We start from the raw sequence: 19,064 nt of genomic DNA, 5'->3' as shown, positions 1-19,064 counted from the left end.
GCCCGGCACGGGGCTTTCCATCGACAGGGGGCGCCGGGCTGGGCAGCATGGCGCCGCCATGAACGTCGACCAAGCCCTCGCCTCGTCCGAGCGCATCTGGGAGCAGGAAATCCTCCCGGCGCTGGAGCGCTACATCCGCATCCCCAACAAGTCGCCTGCCTTCGACCCGGACTGGGTGAAGTCCGGCCACATGGAGCAGGCCGTCCAGCTCATCGCGGACTGGTGCCGCGCGCAGGCCCAGCACCTGCCCGGGCTGACGGTGGAGGTGGTGCGGCTGAAGACGGCGGACGGCAAGGACCGCACGCCGGTCATCTACATGGAGGTGCCGGGCACGCGCGGTGACGACACCGTGCTCTTGTACGGCCACCTGGACAAGCAGCCGGAGATGACCGGCTGGCGCGAGGACCTGACGCCGTGGACGCCCAAGCGCGAGGGCGACAAGCTCTTCGGCCGCGGCGGCGCGGATGACGGCTACTCCGCGTTCGCGTCGCTGTCCGCGCTGCGGCTGCTCAAGGAGCAGAACGTGCCGCACGCCCGCTGCGCCATCGTCATCGAGGCGTGCGAGGAGAGCGGCAGCTACGACCTGCCCGCGTACATCGAGGCGCTGGCGCCGCGCATCGGCAAGCCGTCGCTGGTGGTGTGCCTGGACTCGGGCTGCGCGAACTACGAGCAGCTGTGGATGACCACCAGCCTGCGCGGCATGGTGGCCGGCAACCTGCGCGTGGACATCCTCACGGAGGGCGTGCACTCCGGCGACGCGACGGGCGTGGTGGCGTCTTCCATGCGCATCATGCGGCAGCTCTTGTCGCGCGTGGAGGACGAGTCCACGGGCCACATCAAGGTGAAGGAGCTGCACACGGAGATTCCGGAGGGCCGCCGTCAACAGGCGAAGGCCGCCGCGCAGACCCTGGGCGAGGACCTGCACACGAAGTTCCCCTGGGTGGAGGGCGCGCGCCCGGTGACGACGGACGGCACGGAGCTGGTGCTCAACCGCACCTGGCGTCCGGCGCTGGCGCTGACGGGCGTGGACGGCGTGCCGGGGCTGGCGAGCGCGGGCAACGTGCTGCGCCCCTTCACGACGTGGAAGCTGTCCATGCGCATCCCGCCGCGCGTGGACCCCAAGGCGGCCGCGAAGGCGCTGAAGGAGACGCTGGAGAAGGACCCGCCGTACGGCGCGAAGGTGTCGTTCGACGGGGACAAGGCCTCGGTGGGCTGGGACGCGCCGCCGCTGGCGGGCTGGCTGTCCAAGGCGGTGGAGTCCGCGTCCAAGTCCTGCTTCGGCAAGCCGGCGATGGCGATGGGCGAGGGCGGCACCATCCCGTTCATGGGCATGCTGGGCGAGCGCTTCCCGGAGGCGCAGTTCCTCATCACGGGCCTGCTGGGGCCGGGCAGCAACGCGCACGGGCCCAATGAGTTCCTGCACATCCCCACGGGCAAGAAGCTGACCGCCGCCGTGGCGAGCGTCGTCGCGGAGCACTTCAAGCGGTAGCCATGCAGCACCGGAGGACGGGGCCGCGAATGCCCCGTCCTTCGACGACCTTCTGGAGCACGCCATGCCGAGCAAGCCCCGCCGCACGGGCCACGTCCGCGCGCAGCCCCTCATCGCGGTGCGCGACGTCGAAGCGAGCAGCCGGTGGTACCAGGCGGTGCTCGGCTGCGAGAGCGGGCACGGCGGTCCCGAGTACGAGATGCTGCTGAACAACGGCGAGCTCGTGCTCCAGCTCCACGCGTGGGACCTGGACGAACACGCGAACCTGATGGGGCCGGACTCGGCGCCCCGGGGGCACGGCGTGCTGCTGTGGTTCGAGACCACGGACTTCGACGGGTGCGTGGAGGCGGCGCGCGCGCTGAAGGCGGAGTGGGTGGAGGAGCCGCACGTGAACCCCAGCTCGCGCCGCTGGGAGTTCTGGGCCAAGGACCCGGACGGCTACGTCGTCGTCGTGTCCGCCGAGTCGCGCGCGAAGCGCACCTGACGCGCCTTCAGCGCCCCGTCTTGATGCCCAGCGACGACCCGGCGGGCGGCTTCTTCGGCTGGGGCGCCGGACGCGCCGCCCGCTTCTGGAGCGCCACGGCCACGGAGGGCGCGTCCGCCGCGGACAGCTGCCGCGTCACCGGCTCGTAGCCGTTGAGCGCGAGCGTCACCGCCACCGACGGCTCGCCGGGCACCAGCGGCAGGGCCACCGGCGTGGTGCCGCGCTCCTCGCCCGCCACCTGCACCGTGGCGCCGGGCGGCTCGCTCGTCACCATCAGGCGCACCGGCTGCGGCGCGGTGTCCTCCGGCGGCGAGGGACGCGGGGGCGTCTCCGGCGCGCGGCCCCGCACCTCTTCCGGAGGCCGCGTGGCCACGACGACCGGGGGCGGCGTCGCCGTCTCCGGGCCGCCGCGCACCAGCACCACCGCCGCGCCACCCACCACCAGCGCCACGCCGCCCACCACGAAGGGCAGCCAGGCCGCGCGCCGCTTCGGAGGCTCCGGCATCAGGGCCGCGGTGTTGCGCGTCTTCTCCGGCTCCACGCGCGTGGGCGGACGGGACGGGGGCCCCACCAGCTTCGACGCGCGGGACGAACTCTGCCCCCGCGCACCCGACGTGGGCATCCCGTCGCGCGAGGAGTTGGACTGCGAGTCCAGGTCCACGTCCTCGGCCAGCTGATCCAGCTTCGCCGGATCCGCCTCCGTGGCGATGCGGTCCGCGTACAGCTCCCGCAGGTACGCGGCCAGGTGCGCGCTGCTGGACGGCAGCCGCAGGTTGAGCGCCCAGTCCTCCAGCGCCAGCCGGAACGCCGCGCAGTCCGCGTAGCGGCCCTCCGGCGTGGGGGCCAGGGCCTTGAGGACAATCTCATCCAGACCCGGAGGCAGCTTGGGGTTCAGCTGCGACGGCGGAGGCACCTGGCAGTCGCGCACCAGCCGCAGCGTCATCAGGTCCGTGTCGCCCTTGAAGAGGCGCTTGCCGGTCAGCATCTCCCACATCACGACGCCGAGCGCGAACTGGTCGCTCCGGCCGTCCACCGCCATGCCGTTGGCCTGCTCCGGGGACATGTACGGGTACTTGCCCTTGAGCACGCCCGTCGCCGTCTGCTGACCGCTGGTGGCCGCCTTCGCCACGCCGAAGTCGATGACCTTCACGCCGCCGTCGAACCCGACGAGCACGTTCTGCGGAGACACGTCGCGGTGCACCAGCTTCAGCGGCTGGCCGTGCCCGTCCCTCGCACCGTGCGCGTAGGACAGGCCCGCCGCCGCGTCCGCGATGATGCGGACCACCAGGCCCACCGGCAGCGGGCGCTCCTGCTGGCGCGCGAAGCGGTCCAACCGGCGCACGTCCTCGCCCTGCACGTACTCCATGGCCAGGCAGTGCCGGCCCTCAATCTCCGTGAGGTCCAGGATGGTGATGAGGTTCGGGTGCGACAGCCGCGCCACCAGCCGCGCCTCGTCCAGGAACATCTCCAGGAACTCTTCGTCCTCGGCGAGGTGCGGCAAGATGAGCTTGAGGACGACCAGGCGCTCGAAGCCCGTCCCGTGCTCCCGGGCGAGGAACACCTGTCCCATTCCGCCCGACGCGATTTTTCGAAGCAGCTCGTATTTCCCGAAGACCACCGCCATGGGTGTCCGGGACGATACCGCGCTTTCTCACCGGGCGGGAAACAGCCGACCTCCAAAAAGACAGAGCACCTGTCCACCAGGGAGGGGCCCGCCCTCCTACCCGTGAAGGCGGCAGGCGGGCCTCTGGCGTCTAGGCCTTCATCTTGTACCCGGAGCGAAGCACCGCGTACGTGACGCCCGTCGCGACCGCCGCCGTGACGGCGAGGATGGCCCCACCCACCAGCGGTGAAAACAGGCTGCTGCCCAGCATGCCGTAGCGCAGCCCCTCCACCATGTAGACCATGGGGTTGAAGAGGCTGATGTGGTTCCACGGCGAGGGCAGCTCCCGCACCGAATAGAAGACGCCGCCCAGGAACGTGAGCGGCAGCATCACGAAGGTGGGGAAGAAGTTGATCTGCTCGAACTTCTCCGCCCACACGGCGGCGAGCATGCCCAGCACGCTGAACACGTAGCTGGACAGCAAGAGGAAGTAGAGCGTCGCCAGCGGGTGCTCCAGGCTGAAGCCGGAGAACACCGCCGCCACAATCCACGTGAGCAGGCCCACCACCAGGCCGCGCACCATGGCGCCGCCGATGAAGCCCACCATCAGCTCACCGGGTCCCAGCGGCGCCACCAGCAGGTCCACCACCGTGCCCTGAATCTTGGTGATGAACAGCGACGAGGAGCTGTTGAGGAACGCGTTGTTCGCGATGCCCAGGAACACGAGGCCCGGCACGATGAAGTGCAGGTACGGGTGGCCCTCCACCTCGTGGATGCGGCCGGAAATCGAATAGCCGAAGACGATGAAGTACAGCGTGGTGCTGATGAGGGGCGAAAGGACGGTCTGGCCCGGCACGCGCATGAAGCGCCGGACCTCCTTCGCGAACAGCGTCTGCATCCCGAGGACGTTCATGGGGTGTTTTTCGAAGGGGCTGGGTTTCAGGCGGCCTGCGAGGGGCGGCCACGGAGGATTTCGATGAGCACGTCTTCCAGGCGGGACCGGCGCGTCTCCACCTCCGCGATGGGCAGCCCGTCCGCGTAGAGCGAGCGCAGCAGTTCACCGGAGGGCGCGCAGTTGTCGCGCTCCACGTACGTGAGCGTGCGGCCGTCGGCGGACAGGCTCGCGGCGAAGCGCGTTCCCGCGGCGGGCATGGCGGCCTGCGGTTGGGAGAACGTGACGACCAGGCGCTTCTCGCCGAAGCGGCGCAGGAGCGCGGCCTTGTCCTCGGTCATGAGGAGGCGGCCTTCGTTGATGATGCCCACGCGGTCCGCCAGCTCCTCGGCCTCTTCCAGATAGTGCGTGGTGAGGACGATGGTGGTGCCCTCGCTGGCGATCTTCTTCACGTACGTCCACAGGTCGCGGCGCAGCTCCACGTCCACGCCCGCGGTGGGCTCGTCCAGGAACACCAGCTTCGGCTTGTGCACCAGCGCCTTGGCGATGAGCAGCCGGCGCTTCATGCCGCCGGACAGGGCGCGCGTGAGCGAGTCCTTCTTGGCCTGGAGGTTGAGCGCGGTGAGCACTTCATCGATGCGCGCGTCGTCGCGGGGCTGGCCGTAGTAGCCCTGCTGGATGCGCAGGGACTCCGCGACGGAGAAGAACGGGTCGAAGTTGATCTCCTGGGGGACCAGGCCCACCTGGTAGCGGGGCCCGGTGGGGTCCTGGTCCAGGTCCTTGCCGAAGACCTTCATGGTGCCAGCGGACTTCTTCACCAGGCCGCACACACTGCCGATGAGGGTCGTCTTGCCGGCGCCGTTGGGGCCCAGGAGGGCGAAGATTTCACCGGGGCGGATGGTGAGGTCCACGGCGTGGAGGGCGGTGAACTTTCCGTAGGCCTTGGAGAGGCCCTTCAGCTCCAGGGCGGGGGGCGTCGGCTCTGACATGGGGCGCTTCCTCTAACACCTTCGAATCGGGTTCGCAGGTCAGCGAGCAGCCGTTTTCGCTCCTGGACGTGTGACGCGCCCCGTCCAACCGGACACGGGGCCCTGTGCAGGTGCCTTGAGCCGGATGGGGCTCCCTGCTATCCGCTGGCCCCGCTCACGACTTTTTGGCGAATCCTCAGGAGGCCTTCCGCCATGGCCCAGAATTTCATCTTCACGATGCAGGACCTGCGCAAGGTCAAGAACGGCAAGGACATCCTCAAGGGCATCTACCTGTCCTTCTTCCCGGGCGCGAAGATTGGCGTGATTGGCCCCAACGGCTCCGGCAAGTCCACGCTGCTGCGAATCATGGCGGGCGTGGACACGGAGTTCTTCGGCATCGCGAAGCCGGACCCCACGGTGAAGGTGGGCTACCTGGCGCAGGAGCCGCAGCTCGAAACGAAGCTGGACGTGAAGGGGAACGTGGAGCTGGGCCTGAAGGAGATCCGCCAGGCGCTGGACCGCTTCAATGAAGTGAGCGCGAAGTTCGCGGAGCCCATGGACGACGCGGCCATGGAGAAGCTGCTCGCCGAGCAGGCGAAGCTGCAGGACTTCATCGACGCGAACAACGGCTGGGAGCTGGACCGCACGCTGGAGATGGCGATGGACGCCCTGCGCCTGCCCCCGGGCGACGCGGACGTGACGAAGCTGTCCGGCGGTGAGAAGCGCCGCGTGGCGCTCTGCCGCATCCTCCTGGAGAAGCCGGACCTGCTGCTGTTGGACGAGCCCACCAACCACCTGGACGCGGAGAGCGTGGCGTGGCTGGAGCAGGCGCTGAAGGCCTACACGGGGACCATCGTGTGCATCACGCACGACCGGTACTTCCTGGACAACGTGGCCGAGTGGATTTTGGAGCTGGACCGCGGCGAGGGGGTGCCCTGGAAGGGGAACTACTCCAGCTGGCTGGACCAGAAGCAGAAGCGGCTGGAGCTGGAGGAAAAGTCGGAGAGCCACCGTCAGAAGACGCTCAAGCGCGAGCTGGAGTGGGTGCGTGCGTCTCCGAAGGCGCGTCAGGCGAAGAGCAAGGCGCGCATCGCGGCGTACGAGGACCTGCTCAACCAGTCGCAGGAGAAGCGCGAGCCGACGGGCGAGGTGGTGATTCCGCCGGGCGAGAAGCTGGGCGGTCTGGTGGTGGAGGCGAAGGGGCTGCGCAAGGCGTACGGGGACCGGCTGCTCATCGACGACCTGAACTTCAAGTTGCCGCCGGGCGGCATCGTGGGCGTGATTGGTCCGAACGGCGCGGGCAAGACGACGCTGTTCCGGATGCTGACGGGCGCGGAGAAGCCGGACGCGGGCGAGCTGCGCGTGGGCGAGACCGTGAAGATGGCCTACGTGGACCAGAGCCGCGACGCGCTGAACGGTGACAACACGGTGTTCCAGGAGGTGAGCGGTGGCCTGGATCACCTGGACCTGGGCCGAGCGGGCCAGATGCCCAGCCGCGCGTACCTGGCGGGCTTCGCGTTCAAGGGGCAGGACCAGCAGAAGCGGGTGAAGGACCTCTCCGGCGGCGAGCGCAACCGGGTGCACCTGGCGAAGATGCTGAAGGAGGGCGGCAACCTGCTGCTGCTGGACGAGCCCACGAACGACCTGGACGTGGAGACGCTGCGGAGCCTGGAGGACGCGCTCTTGAGCTTCGCGGGCTGCGCGGTGGTCATCAGCCACGACCGCTGGTTCCTGGACCGCATCGCCACGCACATCCTGGCGTTCGAAGGCGACAGCAAGGCGTTCTTCTTCGAAGGCAACTTCGAGGACTACGAAGCGGACAAGAAGAAGCGCCTGGGCCCGGACGCCCTGGAGCCGCACCGCATCCGCTACCGCCCGCTGACGAAGAGCTGAGATTGCGGTGTGCTGGACTCCGCCCTGTGAGTGATTCCGGGGCGGAGGTGTCATCGGGAGGAGGGTGCACGCGTGATCCAGTCGGTGCAGTTCATCAATTTCAAGGCGTACCGCTCACTCGACCTGGACCTGGAGCCCTTCACCGTGCTGGTGGGACCGAATGCTTCGGGGAAGACGACGCTGCTGGATGGCTTGCGGATGCCGGCCATGCTTGCCCCGCCTCCGGATGAGCTTCCGATAGAGAGAGTCATTCCGGAGCGCTTTCGTTCATTTGGCGTGAGTCAGCCCACCGAGCTGACTTTCGACGCACGCTATGAGGGCTACCTCGGTGAGGTGCGTGTCTGGGGCGCTGGAGGACCTGTTGCGAGGGGGCCTCTTTCGTTTGCGGCAAGTAAGGAGTCCGAGCCTGGGCTGCGCCGTGCCAATACCAAGTTGCTTCAGTTCTTGAGGACAGCGACGCTCCTGCGATTCGAGGCGAGGAAGCTGGCGGACGCCTCATACAGCGAGGAGCAGGTGCCCGCGGTTGCCAGTGACGGCACAGGGTTGGCCTCCACAATTGCATTTCTCAAGTTGAGCCATGAGGACCTATTCGGGGAGATTGAATCTGCGCTGAAGCAGGTCGTGCCGACAGTGCGGAAGATTCGCGTCGAACGCGCATCAGTCGAGCAGAGCAGCTTGAGAACGATTGCCCTCGATGAACAGACGACCCATGTGTCCGAGAAACGGACGCTCTGGGGAAATCGGCTCGTGCTGGACATGCAGGGCGCCAAGGGCGTGCCTGCGGACTCCGTGGGCGAAGGCACGTTGATGGCACTGGGGCTGCTGACCGTGCTGCTCGGGCCCCAACGACCCAAGCTTCTCCTCATGGATGACATTGAGCTGGCTCTTCATCCCGTGGCGCAGGGAAAGCTCATCGAGGTCCTGCGCGCCATCCAGAAGAACGACCCCGAGCTACAGATCGTAGCGACCAGCCATTCACCCTTCATTCTGAACTACCTGAAGCCAGAGGAGATCCGGATGACCTTCCTGGCGGAAAACGGATTCGCTCGCTGCGAGAAGCTCACGGCGCACCCTGAGTTCGAGAAGTGGAAGGACCTGATGAGCCCCGGGGAGTTCTGGAGCACCGTGGGCGAGAGCTGGATCGGCAAGGTACCCGCGTCAGCGCCGCATGAGTGAGCCCGCGTACGACTTCGGCGTGGTCTGCGAGGCCCGGGCGGACCGGGAAACAGCCTGCGCGCTTGCCGACCGTGTTCTGGTCGATGACATCGATTGGCTCGAAGAAGAGTTGCTGGATACCCAGCGCCGTTGGCGCGGGCTGACGCCTTCAGCGCCCTTCCTGCGCTGGGCCTCCGTACGCGAAGAAGCCAAGAAGGCTGGGCTCAAGGGCCTCTTTGGGCACTTTGGCGACAAGCCCGCTGAGCCGGATGCTCTTGTGGCTCGGCGCGCCCTCCTGCTGTTCGTGGACTCGGATGCGAAGCCGCATGCGGTCATGCTGATTCGTGACAGCGACGCGGATGAGAGCCGGCGCCTTGGACTGGAGCAGGCTCGCGGAGACAAGCCCTGGCCCTTCGCAGTCGTCATCGGAGTCGCAGAGCCCAAGCGGGAGTGCTGGGTTCTTGCCGGCTTCGACGCCAAGAAAGAAGAAGAAGCCTCACTGCGGAAGGTGGAACAGCGGCTCTCGTTCCATCCTGTTCGTGAGGCTCATCGGCTGACGGCGAGTGAGCACGGCGCGAAGAACGATGCCAAGAAGGCGCTGGAAGAGCTCACGTCCGGCGACCTGGAGCGTGAGCGCGAATGTCTGCGCGACACTACGTTGGAGACGCTGAGGCAACGCGGCGTGAGGGTCGGACTAACGCAGTTCCTGTCCGAAGTCAGCGAGCGGCTGGTCTCCGTGATGGACGGCTCTGAGCGCCGAGGGAATTAGCTTCCGGGATCTGCAATGACGAGCAGTAGCTCCCGGGCTCTCTATGCTCATATGCTGCCCACCTTGCCGTAGCCGCGTGCGACGGTGGAGAAATCGTCTGGAGTGGTAGTGCTTGGCTCGCGAGCTTATGAGTAGATCTCTGGCAGGTCTGTAGCGATGCGGTGCACGTCTCGTTCGCGCAATCTGATGCGGACAATCGACTAAATGTGCATTGCTCATGTCCGCCCGATGCGCTCTATAAAGTAATGGTGTGCACATCTTCTCGGGCGAATAGCCCTTTAGAAATCACGGCCTCACGCGCTGCGTCTACATTTGACGCAAAGAGAACAACGGCAAGATCCTGTGTGGCTCTGGAGCAGCAAACATACAGCAGACGTCGAGTTCGACTGATTGCTGAGTCCTTGCCGGTATCTAGACCTTCTTTGTCCTTGGTTGATAGAGGGGAGAATCCAAAATACTTCCCGTAGGAGAAAAGATTGTAATCGGCCTCTTCATCATCCAGGACAACGAGCACGCGCTCGAACTCAGCTCCTTTGACACCCTGTTGAGTAGCGAATGGGGACTGATTCTCAATGTAAGTGCGATATCCCCACAATTGTGCGGCAGGGCAGGCGAGGAATCGGTTCACTGCTGCATGCTCTGCGCTTGTGTCGGGAGCGGTGGTTTCACTAGATGGGCTTGAGAGGAAATGTGTAAAACGCTCGTCCAAAGAGCAAAGCTCGCGATCGCGGAGGAATGTAAGCACCTCTTTGATTGAATGATTGGGCTGGTCGCCAATTAAATACACCAAGTGCTCGACATCCTTCTTGAGGCGCGATAGCACTTGAGCCGTGTTCTGGTTGGCGATGCGCTCGTTTTCGAAGAGCGGACAGTGTTGGCGTAGGACCGAAATAACCTCGAAGTCAGCACCTTGGCGAGCTGCAAGCACAAGGGGGAGAAGGAAGAGCATGAACGGCCGAAGGACCCATGCTGTGCCGTCTAAAAGACCCTCTTTCAGATTAGGCGGGGCACCGTCATCATTGAGCGCAGCATAAATATCAGCGAAGCCGAGACGCTGCGCCGCCATACGATGAACCAGGACGAGCACTCGCACATCTCCATCTTCATTGTTGCTCTGCCATAGTGGATCCTTGTTTGTATCGGCCAGCCAGCGGCGTACTGCTGCCAAGCGCTCGTTTCGGCGAGTGTCCGCAGGTAGGATGAACAACCGCGCAGAGCCTGGGACGGATTCAATCACGCCGTTGCGGTCGACAGTTCTCCCCCGGACCTGTTGCAACCCATCGTCCTCCGCCCGAATTTGGTTGAGCACGCGGAGTACACTGCTCGGGCATCGGAAATTTTCTTGCTTCTTGATTTCAGCCCAGCCGGGACTAGGCGCGATTGCTCCAGCTCCAGTCGCGTAGATCTTCTGCATTGGGTCGCCGAAGAAACCGAGGCAGAAATTATCGCCCGCTGTGTCCGCCACCAGTTTCAGTGCTTTGACAACTTCTGGGTTCGTGTCTTGGCTCTCGTCAACGAAAATGAAGGGGAATCGGTTGGCGATCAGCTTGCGCAGTAACGGCCGAGTCTCGATCAGCGTTGAGCCGATCTTCAGGACGTCATCATGCCCAAGCATGCCTTCGGCATAGCGGCTGCCCGTGCCGTAGGTGAAGCGTGCGACTTCGCCCAGTTTACTGAGCTGGGTTCGGTATCGCTCAATATCGGCTGTGAGCTGTTCGCGTGTATTTGAGCGTGTTCGCGGATTGTTGAGCTTCTTTTCTGCTTCGGCAACCTTCTCGTTCAGCCTGCCTGCTACCCACTGGCGCAAATCATTTTGGAAAGGCCTAGTCACGGACCATAGGAAGCTATGGATTGTCGAGACGTGAAATAGTGGCGCGTTGCCGACGTCCGCCCAAATTTCGCCGACAGCGACTTCTGTGTAGGTGATGCAGGCGATCTGCTGGCCGCGACGTCGCAGTTCGGCACCCTTACTGCGAGCAAGGTAGCCCAGCGCTTTGACCAGCGAGGTGGTTTTGCCCGAACCTGCGCCGGCCACCATTACAAAGCTGGCAGGTGGTTTCCTTTCAAGGCAAGTGCGTAACTGCTGGTCAGCTTCCGTATCGGGCTTTTCGATCCGGCTGGTCATGTGTCCTCCAGAACAGCTACAGCTGCGCTTGCTGTTGCTGCGGCGGCGCGGTTTCTGCGGCGATACTCGTGTGGGTAGGAAGGGATGGCTGGGCCAACATGAGCTGCTCTCGGAGCCACAGCAGACCATCTGCGATATAGGCCGGTACTATCCACGCCTTAGGGTCCTGTGCGAGCAGTGCGAGAGCGAAGTCAGTCTTGTCAAATGACCCCGTAATCTTTTTATGTAGGTGCTCGGCCATTTCCTGGACTGTAAGCGCGGCGCTGTTGCGCACTCGCAGGTCGAGTTCGTTACGTTGCTGATCTTGACACCAGTCGAGGTTTTCGAATGCAAAAGCCTCTTCTAATGTTCGGCCGGTAAGTGTTTTAGTTTGATTGTTCCAGGTGACTTTGACTGGCGTTTGATAGACTACCCGGATGAGCGCCGGCTTTGCCGAACTCGGTTGCTGGGTCCGGTCTGCTTCGGTCGCCTGTTGAAGGTCGGCAATGGTTTTCTTGCAAGGGAGCCACGTGATGAGAGTTTGGTTGCAGGTTTCGGCTCCGGGAGTTTCCACCATGCAAGTTGTACCAGGCCTTTTGGTGGCAGGCGCACCGGTTGGCCCTTGAGTAGTTGGGCTGTTCGCGCCATGCACACTGTCTATATCAGTGATGATGAGCGTAGTGAGCCCGAGAAACTCAATGAGCACGCGAAAACGATATCCGAATGCCCCGCCAACCTCCAAAATACAGAGGCAGGCAGACTTGAGATTGGGCTCAACGTTCTCAATCATTTGAGGTAGAAGGAGGCGCTCGACGTTTCCCTCCACTAGGACGGCTGCATCAGCGAAGAATAGATCGCAGTGTGTGAGCTTGAGGTACCGTTCTAGGAAATCCCGCGTCAACTCATCGGTTCCGTTGTAGAAGGTGGACAGGCTCAGCACCTCGGAGGCTTGAGCCACTCCCGAGTCGCGACGGCGGAAATATCGGATTGGTCGAAATCCCCGCTCGTAGAGAATGTGCGGCGAGTGCGTCGTGATAACTAGCTGGCTGGAATAATGTGCTTGGTCGTCGCCATCAATTGATAATATGTCAAGGATTTTGCGGATGAATACCTGTTGCAGTTGAGCGTGGAGATGGGCTTCCGGTTCCTCAATGAATATGAGGTGAAGTGGTGGACGATTCTCATCAAGGTCCATCCATTGGGCATGAAGATCGAGCAACTCGACGACCATGTAGATAAGGTTCTTAAGCCCGAGACCATTGTAGCGGTCTGGAAGGGTCGGTACTTCACCACCGTCCTGCTGGTTTCCGAGGGCGTAGTGAACTCGTGCTCCGTCATGACTGCTCATGATCGTGGCCGGGTTCAGAGCCGACTTGATAACTAGCCGAGGGTTTGCCAGTCCGGGGTACCCCAGTGTTGCTAGCCGAGACAGCGTTGGTTCGAACACTCGTTCTAGGTGCTTGTTGAGTTCGCTTTGAGAGTCTTCTAGCGAGCGTATTGCATCGATATCGTTTTCGCGCTTCTCGAGGTTGCGCTTGTAGAAACGACTAAGTCGGCGCGACAGATCCTCAGTACGGCTTCCCTCGGAACTGTCGGACAGGTGGCGTTGTGCATTGAGAAAATCAACGCACAGGAGAGAATCCAAAACTTCCTTCCCGCTACGGCCCTTGTCAGAGCTTAAGCGCAGCGGGATGTAGTCTGAGGCTTCGATGAATGATTTGTCGAAGCGAGCGTGGTCGAGTACGTAGTATCGTAGTTCAAATTCGCGGCGAAGATTGTCGACCAGATAATCGTAGAGGACGCGTGGTTGGGGCTTGTAATCTTCCCCATTGATCCGGGACGAGCCACGTTGAGCATTTGCTTGCGCCTTTGCGCGCGCTTCATGAAACCGAACTAAAAGCGCAGCCTCATCCGCCGCTGCGAATTCTATTCGAATGCCTACGATCGAGCCCTCCCAATCCAAGCTCGGTAAGAGATCTACGACTCGATAGAGGTCTGCCGATTCGACATGAAACCAAAGATCTATGGAGATCGATGGAAGCTTTGCGTCTGCGATGCGTTCGCCGAACGCGTTAATTTCAGCCCAACAACCTGCATTGAAGTCATGGATGGAAAAGCGTTCCTTTGATGCTCCCATGAACAGTTGGAACGCCTGTGCGGTAGATGTTTTCCCGCTGTTGTTGGCGCCGACAAAGATCGAAATGTCTGGCGCTAGGTCGATTTGAACATCTTTGAGTCTGCGGAAGTTCTTGATCCGCAATGCGTGAAGATGCATGCCATCTCCTCCAGGACTCAGCCTATCGCGGCGCATGAAATGACGCTACTCTTGCTCCGGGTGTTCACCGTGCAGGAGAGAGGCATGCAAGAACGTTTGCTCATCCTGCGGTGGTCAGGGTGTCGACTCCTGAAGAGGGAGGCACCCAAGGACCGCTAGGAAAAGAGTTCAGGCCCTCCTGGAATATCGGAAGCCGGACCCCCGATGGCCAGATGGCATTGGATGATGGCTTCGTCACCTTGGATGACGCCGGACCGCTGGTGCCGGGCCAGAAGAAGGAGGCCGTCATCGAGCCGCTTCTGTCAGAGCCCTGGCAGCACCTGACGCAGGGAATGGAAATCCCCATGCATGCCGGGGCTCGAGTCATCGGTTCCGCTCGAATCCTGGAGATTGTGCGGGTCGTCTGAGGTCTTGTCTGCTTCTCCGGGGTATTCTGGGAACAAATGACACCTGGTTATTTGATTGTCGGCCTCCTGTCCGCGGCGTCCCACCCGGTCGAATCCGATGGCTGCGCCGCTCCGCAGCTTGCGCCTTCCTGGGGGTCGAAGTTCGCTCCCACCGCGTCTGACTGCTCCATGGACTCAACAGTCCCTGGCCCTCAGTGGCTGCCCGTGGCGGTGCGGCGCATCCCGGTCGTGGTCCATGTCGTCGCGGACAGTGCTTGCACGAATGGCAATGTCTCGGATGCGCTGGTCCACAGTCAAATTGCCGTCCTCAATGAGGACTTCCGCGCGCTGGCGGGCACTCCGGGGGCCGGTGGCGTGGACAGCAAGATCGAGTTCTTCCTGGCCACCGTGGACCCTTCGGGCAACCCGACCACGGGCATCCAGCGTTATTGCAACACGACTTGGTACCAGGACACCGGCAGCTACTTTCTCAGCACCGCGTGGGACCCGACGCGCTACGTGAACATCTACACCAACAGCGCTGGCGGCTCGCGAGGCTACGTGCCCTTCCTTCCCGCGGACCCCACGGGCGCTGTCGGTCAGCCGCAGGATCGTGTGGTCATCAATTGGCAGGCCTTCGGACGGGTAGGGCCCGTGGTGCCGTACCACAAGGGGCGGACCGTCACGCACGAGGTGGGCCACTACCTGGGCCTGTTCCACACGTACTACTCGGGATGCGGCATCGCCACGGCGCCGGACTGCTACTCCACTGGCGACCGCATCTGCGACACCCCTCCCAATGCCACCTCCCACAAGGGATGCACCGCGGGCATCACCAGCTGCGGCGGCGTGCCGGTCCCCATCCAGAACTACATGGAGCTGACCGACGACGCCTGCATGACCGGCTTCAGCGCGGAGCAGGTCCAGCGCATGCGCTGCACCCTGGCCACCTACCGCCCGGACCTGGCGCAGTAACCCCAGCGCTTCTTGAACGTGTCCCGGTGCGCGGCCCACCAGTCGCGCCACTCCTTCACCGCTGCCTCTCTTTCGGCCCGCGGACCCGCGGGCTGGAAGTGGAGTCAGGTGGACGTCGCGTCCCTCAGGCACATCTCCGCCAGGAAGCGCGTGCGGACGTCCTCGCTCTCCAGCAGGTCGATGAGCTCCGGGATGGTGTGCCTTCCCATCTCTTCGCGCGCCCTCGCGAACGCCTTGGAATCCTCCGCCATGGCGCAAGTGTTCCCAGGATGGAGCCCCAGCGCGAGTCCCGCTGGTGGACACTGTTCCCCACCGGGCTTCTAGGGCGCGGGCGGGGCCGCTATGGTCCACCCTCAGCGGAGGACTCGCCCGCCAGGAGCCATGAACTTCGTCTTCATCTCCCCCCACTTCCCCTCCCAGTACTTCCACTTCGCCACCGCGCTGCGCGAGCGCGGCGTGACCGTGCTGGGCATCGGCGACACGCCCTACGAGTCCCTCCGCCCGGAGCTGCGCGAGTCCCTGCGCGAATACTTCTTCGTCCCCAGCCTCAACGACTCGGACGCCCTGCTGCGCGCCACCGGCTACCTCACCTGGCGCCACGGCCGCATCGACCGCATCGAGTCCCTCAACGAATCCTGGCTCGAAGTCGAAGCCCGCCTGCGCGAGGACTTCCACGTCTCCGGCCTCCAGCCCTCGGACATCCTCAAGCTGCGCTCCAAGTCCGGCATGGCCGAGGTCTTCCATGCCTCCGGCGTCCCCCACCCGGACCTGCTGCGCGTGCGCGACGCGGACCAGGTGAAGGCCTTCGCCGCCCGCGTGGGCTACCCCCTGGTGCTCAAGCCCGACGTGGGCGTGGGCGCCGCCCACACGTTCAAGGTCGCCAGTGACGCGGAGGTGGACGCCGCGCTCGCGCACCCGCTGCCCACGTCCTACGTCGCGCAGCCCTTCGTGCGCGGCACCATCGTCACCTACGACGGCATCGTGGACCGCCACGGCGTCATCGTCTTCAACCTCAGCCACGAGTACAGCGACGGCGGCATGGAGACCGTCACCGAACGGCGCGACATCTCCTTCTGGAGCCTCCAGCACATCCCCGCCGCGCTCGACGTGCTGGGCCGCCAGGTCGTCGCCGCGTTCGGCCTGCGCGAGCGCTGGTTCCACCTGGAGTTCTTCCGCCTGCCGGATGGCCGCTTCGTCGTGCTGGAGGCCAACCTCCGCCCGCCCGGTGGCTTCATGACGGACATGATGAACTACACGTGCGACATCGACGTGTACCGGCTCTATGCGCGCGTCGTGACCGGCGACCCGGTGGCGGACTTCCAGTACATCCCGCGCCACCACGTCTGCCACAGCGCCCGGCGGCACGGCCGGCGCTACAAGCACTCGCACGCGCAGATCGTCGAACGGCTGGGCAAGTCATTGCTCCTGCACCGCGAGCTGCCGCCCATCTACCACTCGCTGCTGGGTGAAGAGATGTACCTCACGCGCCACCCGGACCTGGAGTCCATGCGGGACGCGGTGCGCTTCATCCAGGCGACGTGAGTCTTACGGCTCCTGGATCCAGGTGAGCGCGTACTCGCTGCGCTCGCCGTCGTCGAACAGCTTCGTCACGCAAGGCGCCTTCGCGCCGCCCACGGCCAGCAGGGCCTCCAGCAGGGCCTCCACGTAGCCGGGCCCCTTGAGGCTGGAGTTGAAGTGCAGCTCGAAGTGCGCGGGGCCGCGCTCCACCAGCTTCACCTCCGTGTAGTTGTCCGTGCCGCGCAGGACCTCCGGCATCCGCTGCACCACGCGCCGGGGACCCAGCACGCGCATCACGCCCATCACCGCGCGCCCCAGCAGCGTGGCGCCGTAGCCCTCCACGTGCGCCCGGGCGAGCCGGGCGTAGCCCTCCACCTTGGGCATGCCCGGGTAGACCTCCTCGACGACGATCTCCAGGCAGCGCGCCCAGAGCGGCACGGGGTAGAGCGGCAACAGCGGCCGGTCCAGGTCCACGCCCGCCTGGCGCAGCCGTTCACGCAGGCGGGGGGACACCTGGCCCTTCAGACCATGTTGGAGCAGGCCTTCCACGACCTGCACGTAGACCTGCCGCTGTTCGGGCGGCACCGAGCGGGGCCGGCGCGTCACGAGAAGACGCTCACCCGAGCAGCCACTGCATCGCGCCCGGCAGCCGGCGCTGCCAGTCCTTCTCGTGGTGCTCGCCGCCGGGCTCCAGCACGAGCGACACCTCGTGGTCTCCGTAGCCCAGGCCCTTGAGGTGCTTGAAGAAGTCGCGCGTGCCCCGGCCGTAGTCCAGGGGCAGGCCGCCCGCGTGGATGAACTCGGTGTCGCCCGCGTCCAGGTAGATGCGGGACCAGCGGTGGCTGTGCTCGCGCCACGCGTCGAACAGGCGGCCCTGGCTCCACATCACCGTGGGCGACAGCGCGCCGATGCGACCGAACACCTGCGGGAACCTCCATCCCAGATACAGCGAGATGAGGCCGCCCAGCGAAGAGCCCATCGCGCCGGTCCACTCGCTGCCCTGGCGCGTGCGGTACGTCCGGTCGATGTAGGGCTTCAGCTCCTCCACGAGGAAGCGCCCGTAGGCCTCGCCGCGCGCGGACACGCCGTTGCGCGGCTCGTCCCACGGCGAGTACTCCTGGAAGCGCCCGGGGCCCGAGTCCACCGCGACGATGATCCACGGCTCCATGCGCCCCGCCTGGACGTTCTCCTCCGCGACGCGGTTGGCGCACCACGTGTCGAAGACGGCGGACTCCGGATGCGCGAAGACGTTCTGCCCGTCGTGCATGTAGAGCACCGGGAAGCGGTGGTCCTGCCAGGCGTCGTAGGTGTCCGGCGTGTAGATGCGGACGGTGCGGTTGAACCCCTCCTGCGGAGAGGGGAAGTGGCGAAGGATGTGGACGTAGCCCATGCGCTGTTTCTGGGGCCGGACGGCTCCGGCCTCGCGAAGATGTCACCGCAGCATAGCCGCACCGGCCCACGCCCACGTGGAGGCTCGTGGGCCGCCGTCCCTGGACTGGACGCCGGGTCCGGGGAAGGGATGGACCGCGCGTCGTTCCTTCTCTGTAGGGAAGGGTGGTCCCGCTCGTGCAGAGGGCCCGCCGCGTGCGTTCCGTCCTCGTCTGCGTGTGGCTGTTCCTGCTGGGGGTGCCCTTCCTTGGGTTCGCCGCGTCCTATGAGGTCGACCCCGAGGACACGGGGGAGCAGGCGCTGCTCGCGCTGAGGGAGGACGGGGCCATCACGGCTCAGACGCTGTCGGCGCTGCTGGTGCTGCGGCGCTCGGGGGTGGACCCGGCGCATGCGTCGCGCGCCGCGCTCTATGCGCTGCCGGGACTGACGTACGCGCGCGTGGACGGGGGGCTGACGCCAGAGGAGCGAAGACGGTTGGCGCCCTTCCTGACGTCGGCGCCAGAGCGGGTGACAGGGGATGCGCGGCTGCTGACGGCGTTCGCCGCGTCGGATCCGGTGCTGCCGCCGATGGCGCTCCAGGTGCGCGTCGCGGGACCAGAGGGCTGGAGAGTGGGGCTGCTCACGTCACTGACGCGAAGGCGGCTGGGCGCGGTGCACCGGGACGTGAACCGGCGGGCGCTGGTGGCGGAGGCGCCTGGCGTGTCCGTGGCCGTGCCCAAGTTCCACGGTCAGTGGTCAGGCGAGCGGGCTTCGGTGCTGGTGGGCTCGTACCGGCTGGGCTTTGGACAGCGCCTCACGTTGGACACCACCGGGCTGCCCACGCCGGACGGCTTCCTGCCCGACGACGCCGTGCGCGCGCCGGGCGGCGTGGAGCGCTGGTGCTTCCTGGGAGAAGGCGCCTGCTCGCCCGAGGAGCGCGACGCGGACGTGACGCCAGACTTCCAGTGGGACGAAGGCTTCCGGGGCGTGGTGGGCACGGTGCGGTCCTCGTCAGGGGTGTCCGTGACGGGCTTCGGCTCGTACCAGTCCCGCTCGCTGCTCTCGCATGCCCTGTGCGAGGGCACGGCGTGCAAGGCGCCAGCGGTGTGGCTCATGGGGACGCCCTCGGGACGCGTGGTGGCTCGCAAGCTGCCTGGTGTGTTCCACGAATGGGCGGGCGGGGGC

16 protein-coding genes and 1 pseudogene are annotated in these 19,064 nt (G+C 65.0%); 9 read left to right on the top strand and 8 right to left on the bottom strand.

Annotated features, from left to right (window positions below):
• Positions 1-58 precede the first annotated feature (58 nt).
• Both D7X55_RS17430 and D7X55_RS17425 read left to right on the top strand, forming a co-directional pair.
• Complete coding sequence (locus D7X55_RS17430) at positions 59-1,489, top strand: M20 family metallopeptidase (RefSeq protein WP_120550582.1); 1,431 nt, start codon at positions 59-61, stop codon at positions 1,487-1,489.
• A 64-nt stretch (positions 1,490-1,553) separates the two neighbouring features.
• Positions 1,554-1,973, top strand: a complete 420-nt coding sequence (locus tag D7X55_RS17425; protein WP_121723646.1) for a VOC family protein — start codon at positions 1,554-1,556, stop codon at positions 1,971-1,973.
• A 7-nt stretch (positions 1,974-1,980) separates the two neighbouring features.
• On the opposite strand, the gene D7X55_RS17420 is transcribed toward D7X55_RS17425, so the two are convergent.
• The 3 genes from D7X55_RS17420 to D7X55_RS17410 all read right to left on the bottom strand — a co-directional run bounded on the left by D7X55_RS17420 (position 1,981) and on the right by D7X55_RS17410 (position 5,457).
• On the bottom strand, positions 1,981-3,597 hold the full coding sequence (locus D7X55_RS17420; protein WP_121723645.1) for a serine/threonine-protein kinase: 1,617 nt from the start codon (positions 3,595-3,597) through the stop codon (positions 1,981-1,983).
• Between the two features lie 130 nt (positions 3,598-3,727).
• A complete protein-coding gene (locus tag D7X55_RS17415; RefSeq protein WP_014393340.1) occupies positions 3,728-4,489 on the bottom strand; it encodes an ABC transporter permease in 762 nt (253 codons plus the stop codon).
• A gap of 26 nt (positions 4,490-4,515) precedes the next feature.
• Positions 4,516-5,457 carry an ABC transporter ATP-binding protein gene (locus D7X55_RS17410; RefSeq protein ID WP_120550585.1) on the bottom strand — a complete coding sequence of 314 codons (942 nt, stop codon included), beginning with the start codon at positions 5,455-5,457 and terminating at the stop codon, positions 4,516-4,518.
• 192 nt (positions 5,458-5,649) lie between these two features.
• Between D7X55_RS17410 and ettA the strand changes: the two genes are divergently transcribed.
• The 3 genes from ettA to D7X55_RS17395 all read left to right on the top strand — a co-directional run bounded on the left by ettA (position 5,650) and on the right by D7X55_RS17395 (position 9,253).
• Entirely contained in the window at positions 5,650-7,329 is a 1,680-nt protein-coding gene (ettA, locus tag D7X55_RS17405; RefSeq protein WP_120550586.1) for an energy-dependent translational throttle protein EttA, read from the top strand.
• A gap of 72 nt (positions 7,330-7,401) precedes the next feature.
• Complete coding sequence (locus tag D7X55_RS17400) at positions 7,402-8,505, top strand: AAA family ATPase (protein ID WP_158616263.1); 1,104 nt, start codon at positions 7,402-7,404, stop codon at positions 8,503-8,505.
• On the top strand, positions 8,498-9,253 hold the full coding sequence (locus tag D7X55_RS17395; protein ID WP_199746998.1) for a hypothetical protein: 756 nt from the start codon (positions 8,498-8,500) through the stop codon (positions 9,251-9,253). The genes D7X55_RS17400 and D7X55_RS17395 overlap by 8 nt, the downstream gene beginning before the upstream one ends.
• A gap of 235 nt (positions 9,254-9,488) precedes the next feature.
• Here D7X55_RS17395 and D7X55_RS17390 read toward each other — a convergent pair whose 3' ends face one another.
• Both D7X55_RS17390 and D7X55_RS17385 read right to left on the bottom strand, forming a co-directional pair.
• Positions 9,489-11,378, bottom strand: a complete 1,890-nt coding sequence (locus D7X55_RS17390; RefSeq protein WP_121723644.1) for a UvrD-helicase domain-containing protein — start codon at positions 11,376-11,378, stop codon at positions 9,489-9,491.
• Positions 11,379-11,394: 16 nt separating this feature from the next.
• The gene (locus D7X55_RS17385) at positions 11,395-13,632 is read right to left on the bottom strand and encodes an ATP-dependent endonuclease (RefSeq protein ID WP_121723643.1); all 2,238 of its coding nucleotides are present in this window, start codon (positions 13,630-13,632) and stop codon (positions 11,395-11,397) included.
• Between the two features lie 212 nt (positions 13,633-13,844).
• On the opposite strand from D7X55_RS17385, the gene D7X55_RS17380 reads away from it, so the two are divergent.
• A complete protein-coding gene (locus D7X55_RS17380; RefSeq protein ID WP_121723642.1) occupies positions 13,845-14,039 on the top strand; it encodes a hypothetical protein in 195 nt (64 codons plus the stop codon).
• A gap of 168 nt (positions 14,040-14,207) precedes the next feature.
• The gene (locus tag D7X55_RS17375; RefSeq protein ID WP_233609898.1) at positions 14,208-14,993 is read left to right on the top strand and encodes a zinc metalloprotease; all 786 of its coding nucleotides are present in this window, start codon (positions 14,208-14,210) and stop codon (positions 14,991-14,993) included.
• A gap of 104 nt (positions 14,994-15,097) precedes the next feature.
• Here the strand turns inward: D7X55_RS17375 and D7X55_RS43385 are convergent, their stop codons facing one another.
• A complete protein-coding gene (locus tag D7X55_RS43385) occupies positions 15,098-15,244 on the bottom strand; it encodes a hypothetical protein (protein ID WP_158626385.1) in 147 nt (48 codons plus the stop codon).
• A 130-nt stretch (positions 15,245-15,374) separates the two neighbouring features.
• On the opposite strand from D7X55_RS43385, the gene D7X55_RS17370 reads away from it, so the two are divergent.
• On the top strand, positions 15,375-16,535 hold the full coding sequence (locus D7X55_RS17370; RefSeq protein ID WP_120550593.1) for an acetyl-CoA carboxylase biotin carboxylase subunit family protein: 1,161 nt from the start codon (positions 15,375-15,377) through the stop codon (positions 16,533-16,535).
• Positions 16,536-16,538: 3 nt separating this feature from the next.
• Here D7X55_RS17370 and D7X55_RS17365 read toward each other — a convergent pair whose 3' ends face one another.
• Together D7X55_RS17365 and D7X55_RS17360 are read right to left on the bottom strand one after the other, a co-directional pair.
• Positions 16,539-17,117, bottom strand: a complete 579-nt coding sequence (locus D7X55_RS17365) for a DUF2378 family protein (protein ID WP_167510853.1) — start codon at positions 17,115-17,117, stop codon at positions 16,539-16,541.
• 10 nt (positions 17,118-17,127) lie between these two features.
• On the bottom strand, positions 17,128-17,901 hold the full coding sequence (locus D7X55_RS17360) for an alpha/beta hydrolase (protein WP_120550594.1): 774 nt from the start codon (positions 17,899-17,901) through the stop codon (positions 17,128-17,130).
• Positions 17,902-18,095: 194 nt separating this feature from the next.
• Here D7X55_RS17360 and D7X55_RS17355 point away from each other — a divergent pair.
• Positions 18,096-19,064 (top strand): annotated as a pseudogene (locus D7X55_RS17355) (hypothetical protein); the annotation flags it as partial.

Source organism: Corallococcus sp. AB049A (genome assembly GCF_003668885.1).
Lineage (GTDB): Bacteria > Myxococcota > Myxococcia > Myxococcales > Myxococcaceae > Corallococcus > Corallococcus interemptor.
Note: the sequence above shows the minus strand (reverse complement) of the source record. Positions and strands in the feature narration are given on the sequence as shown.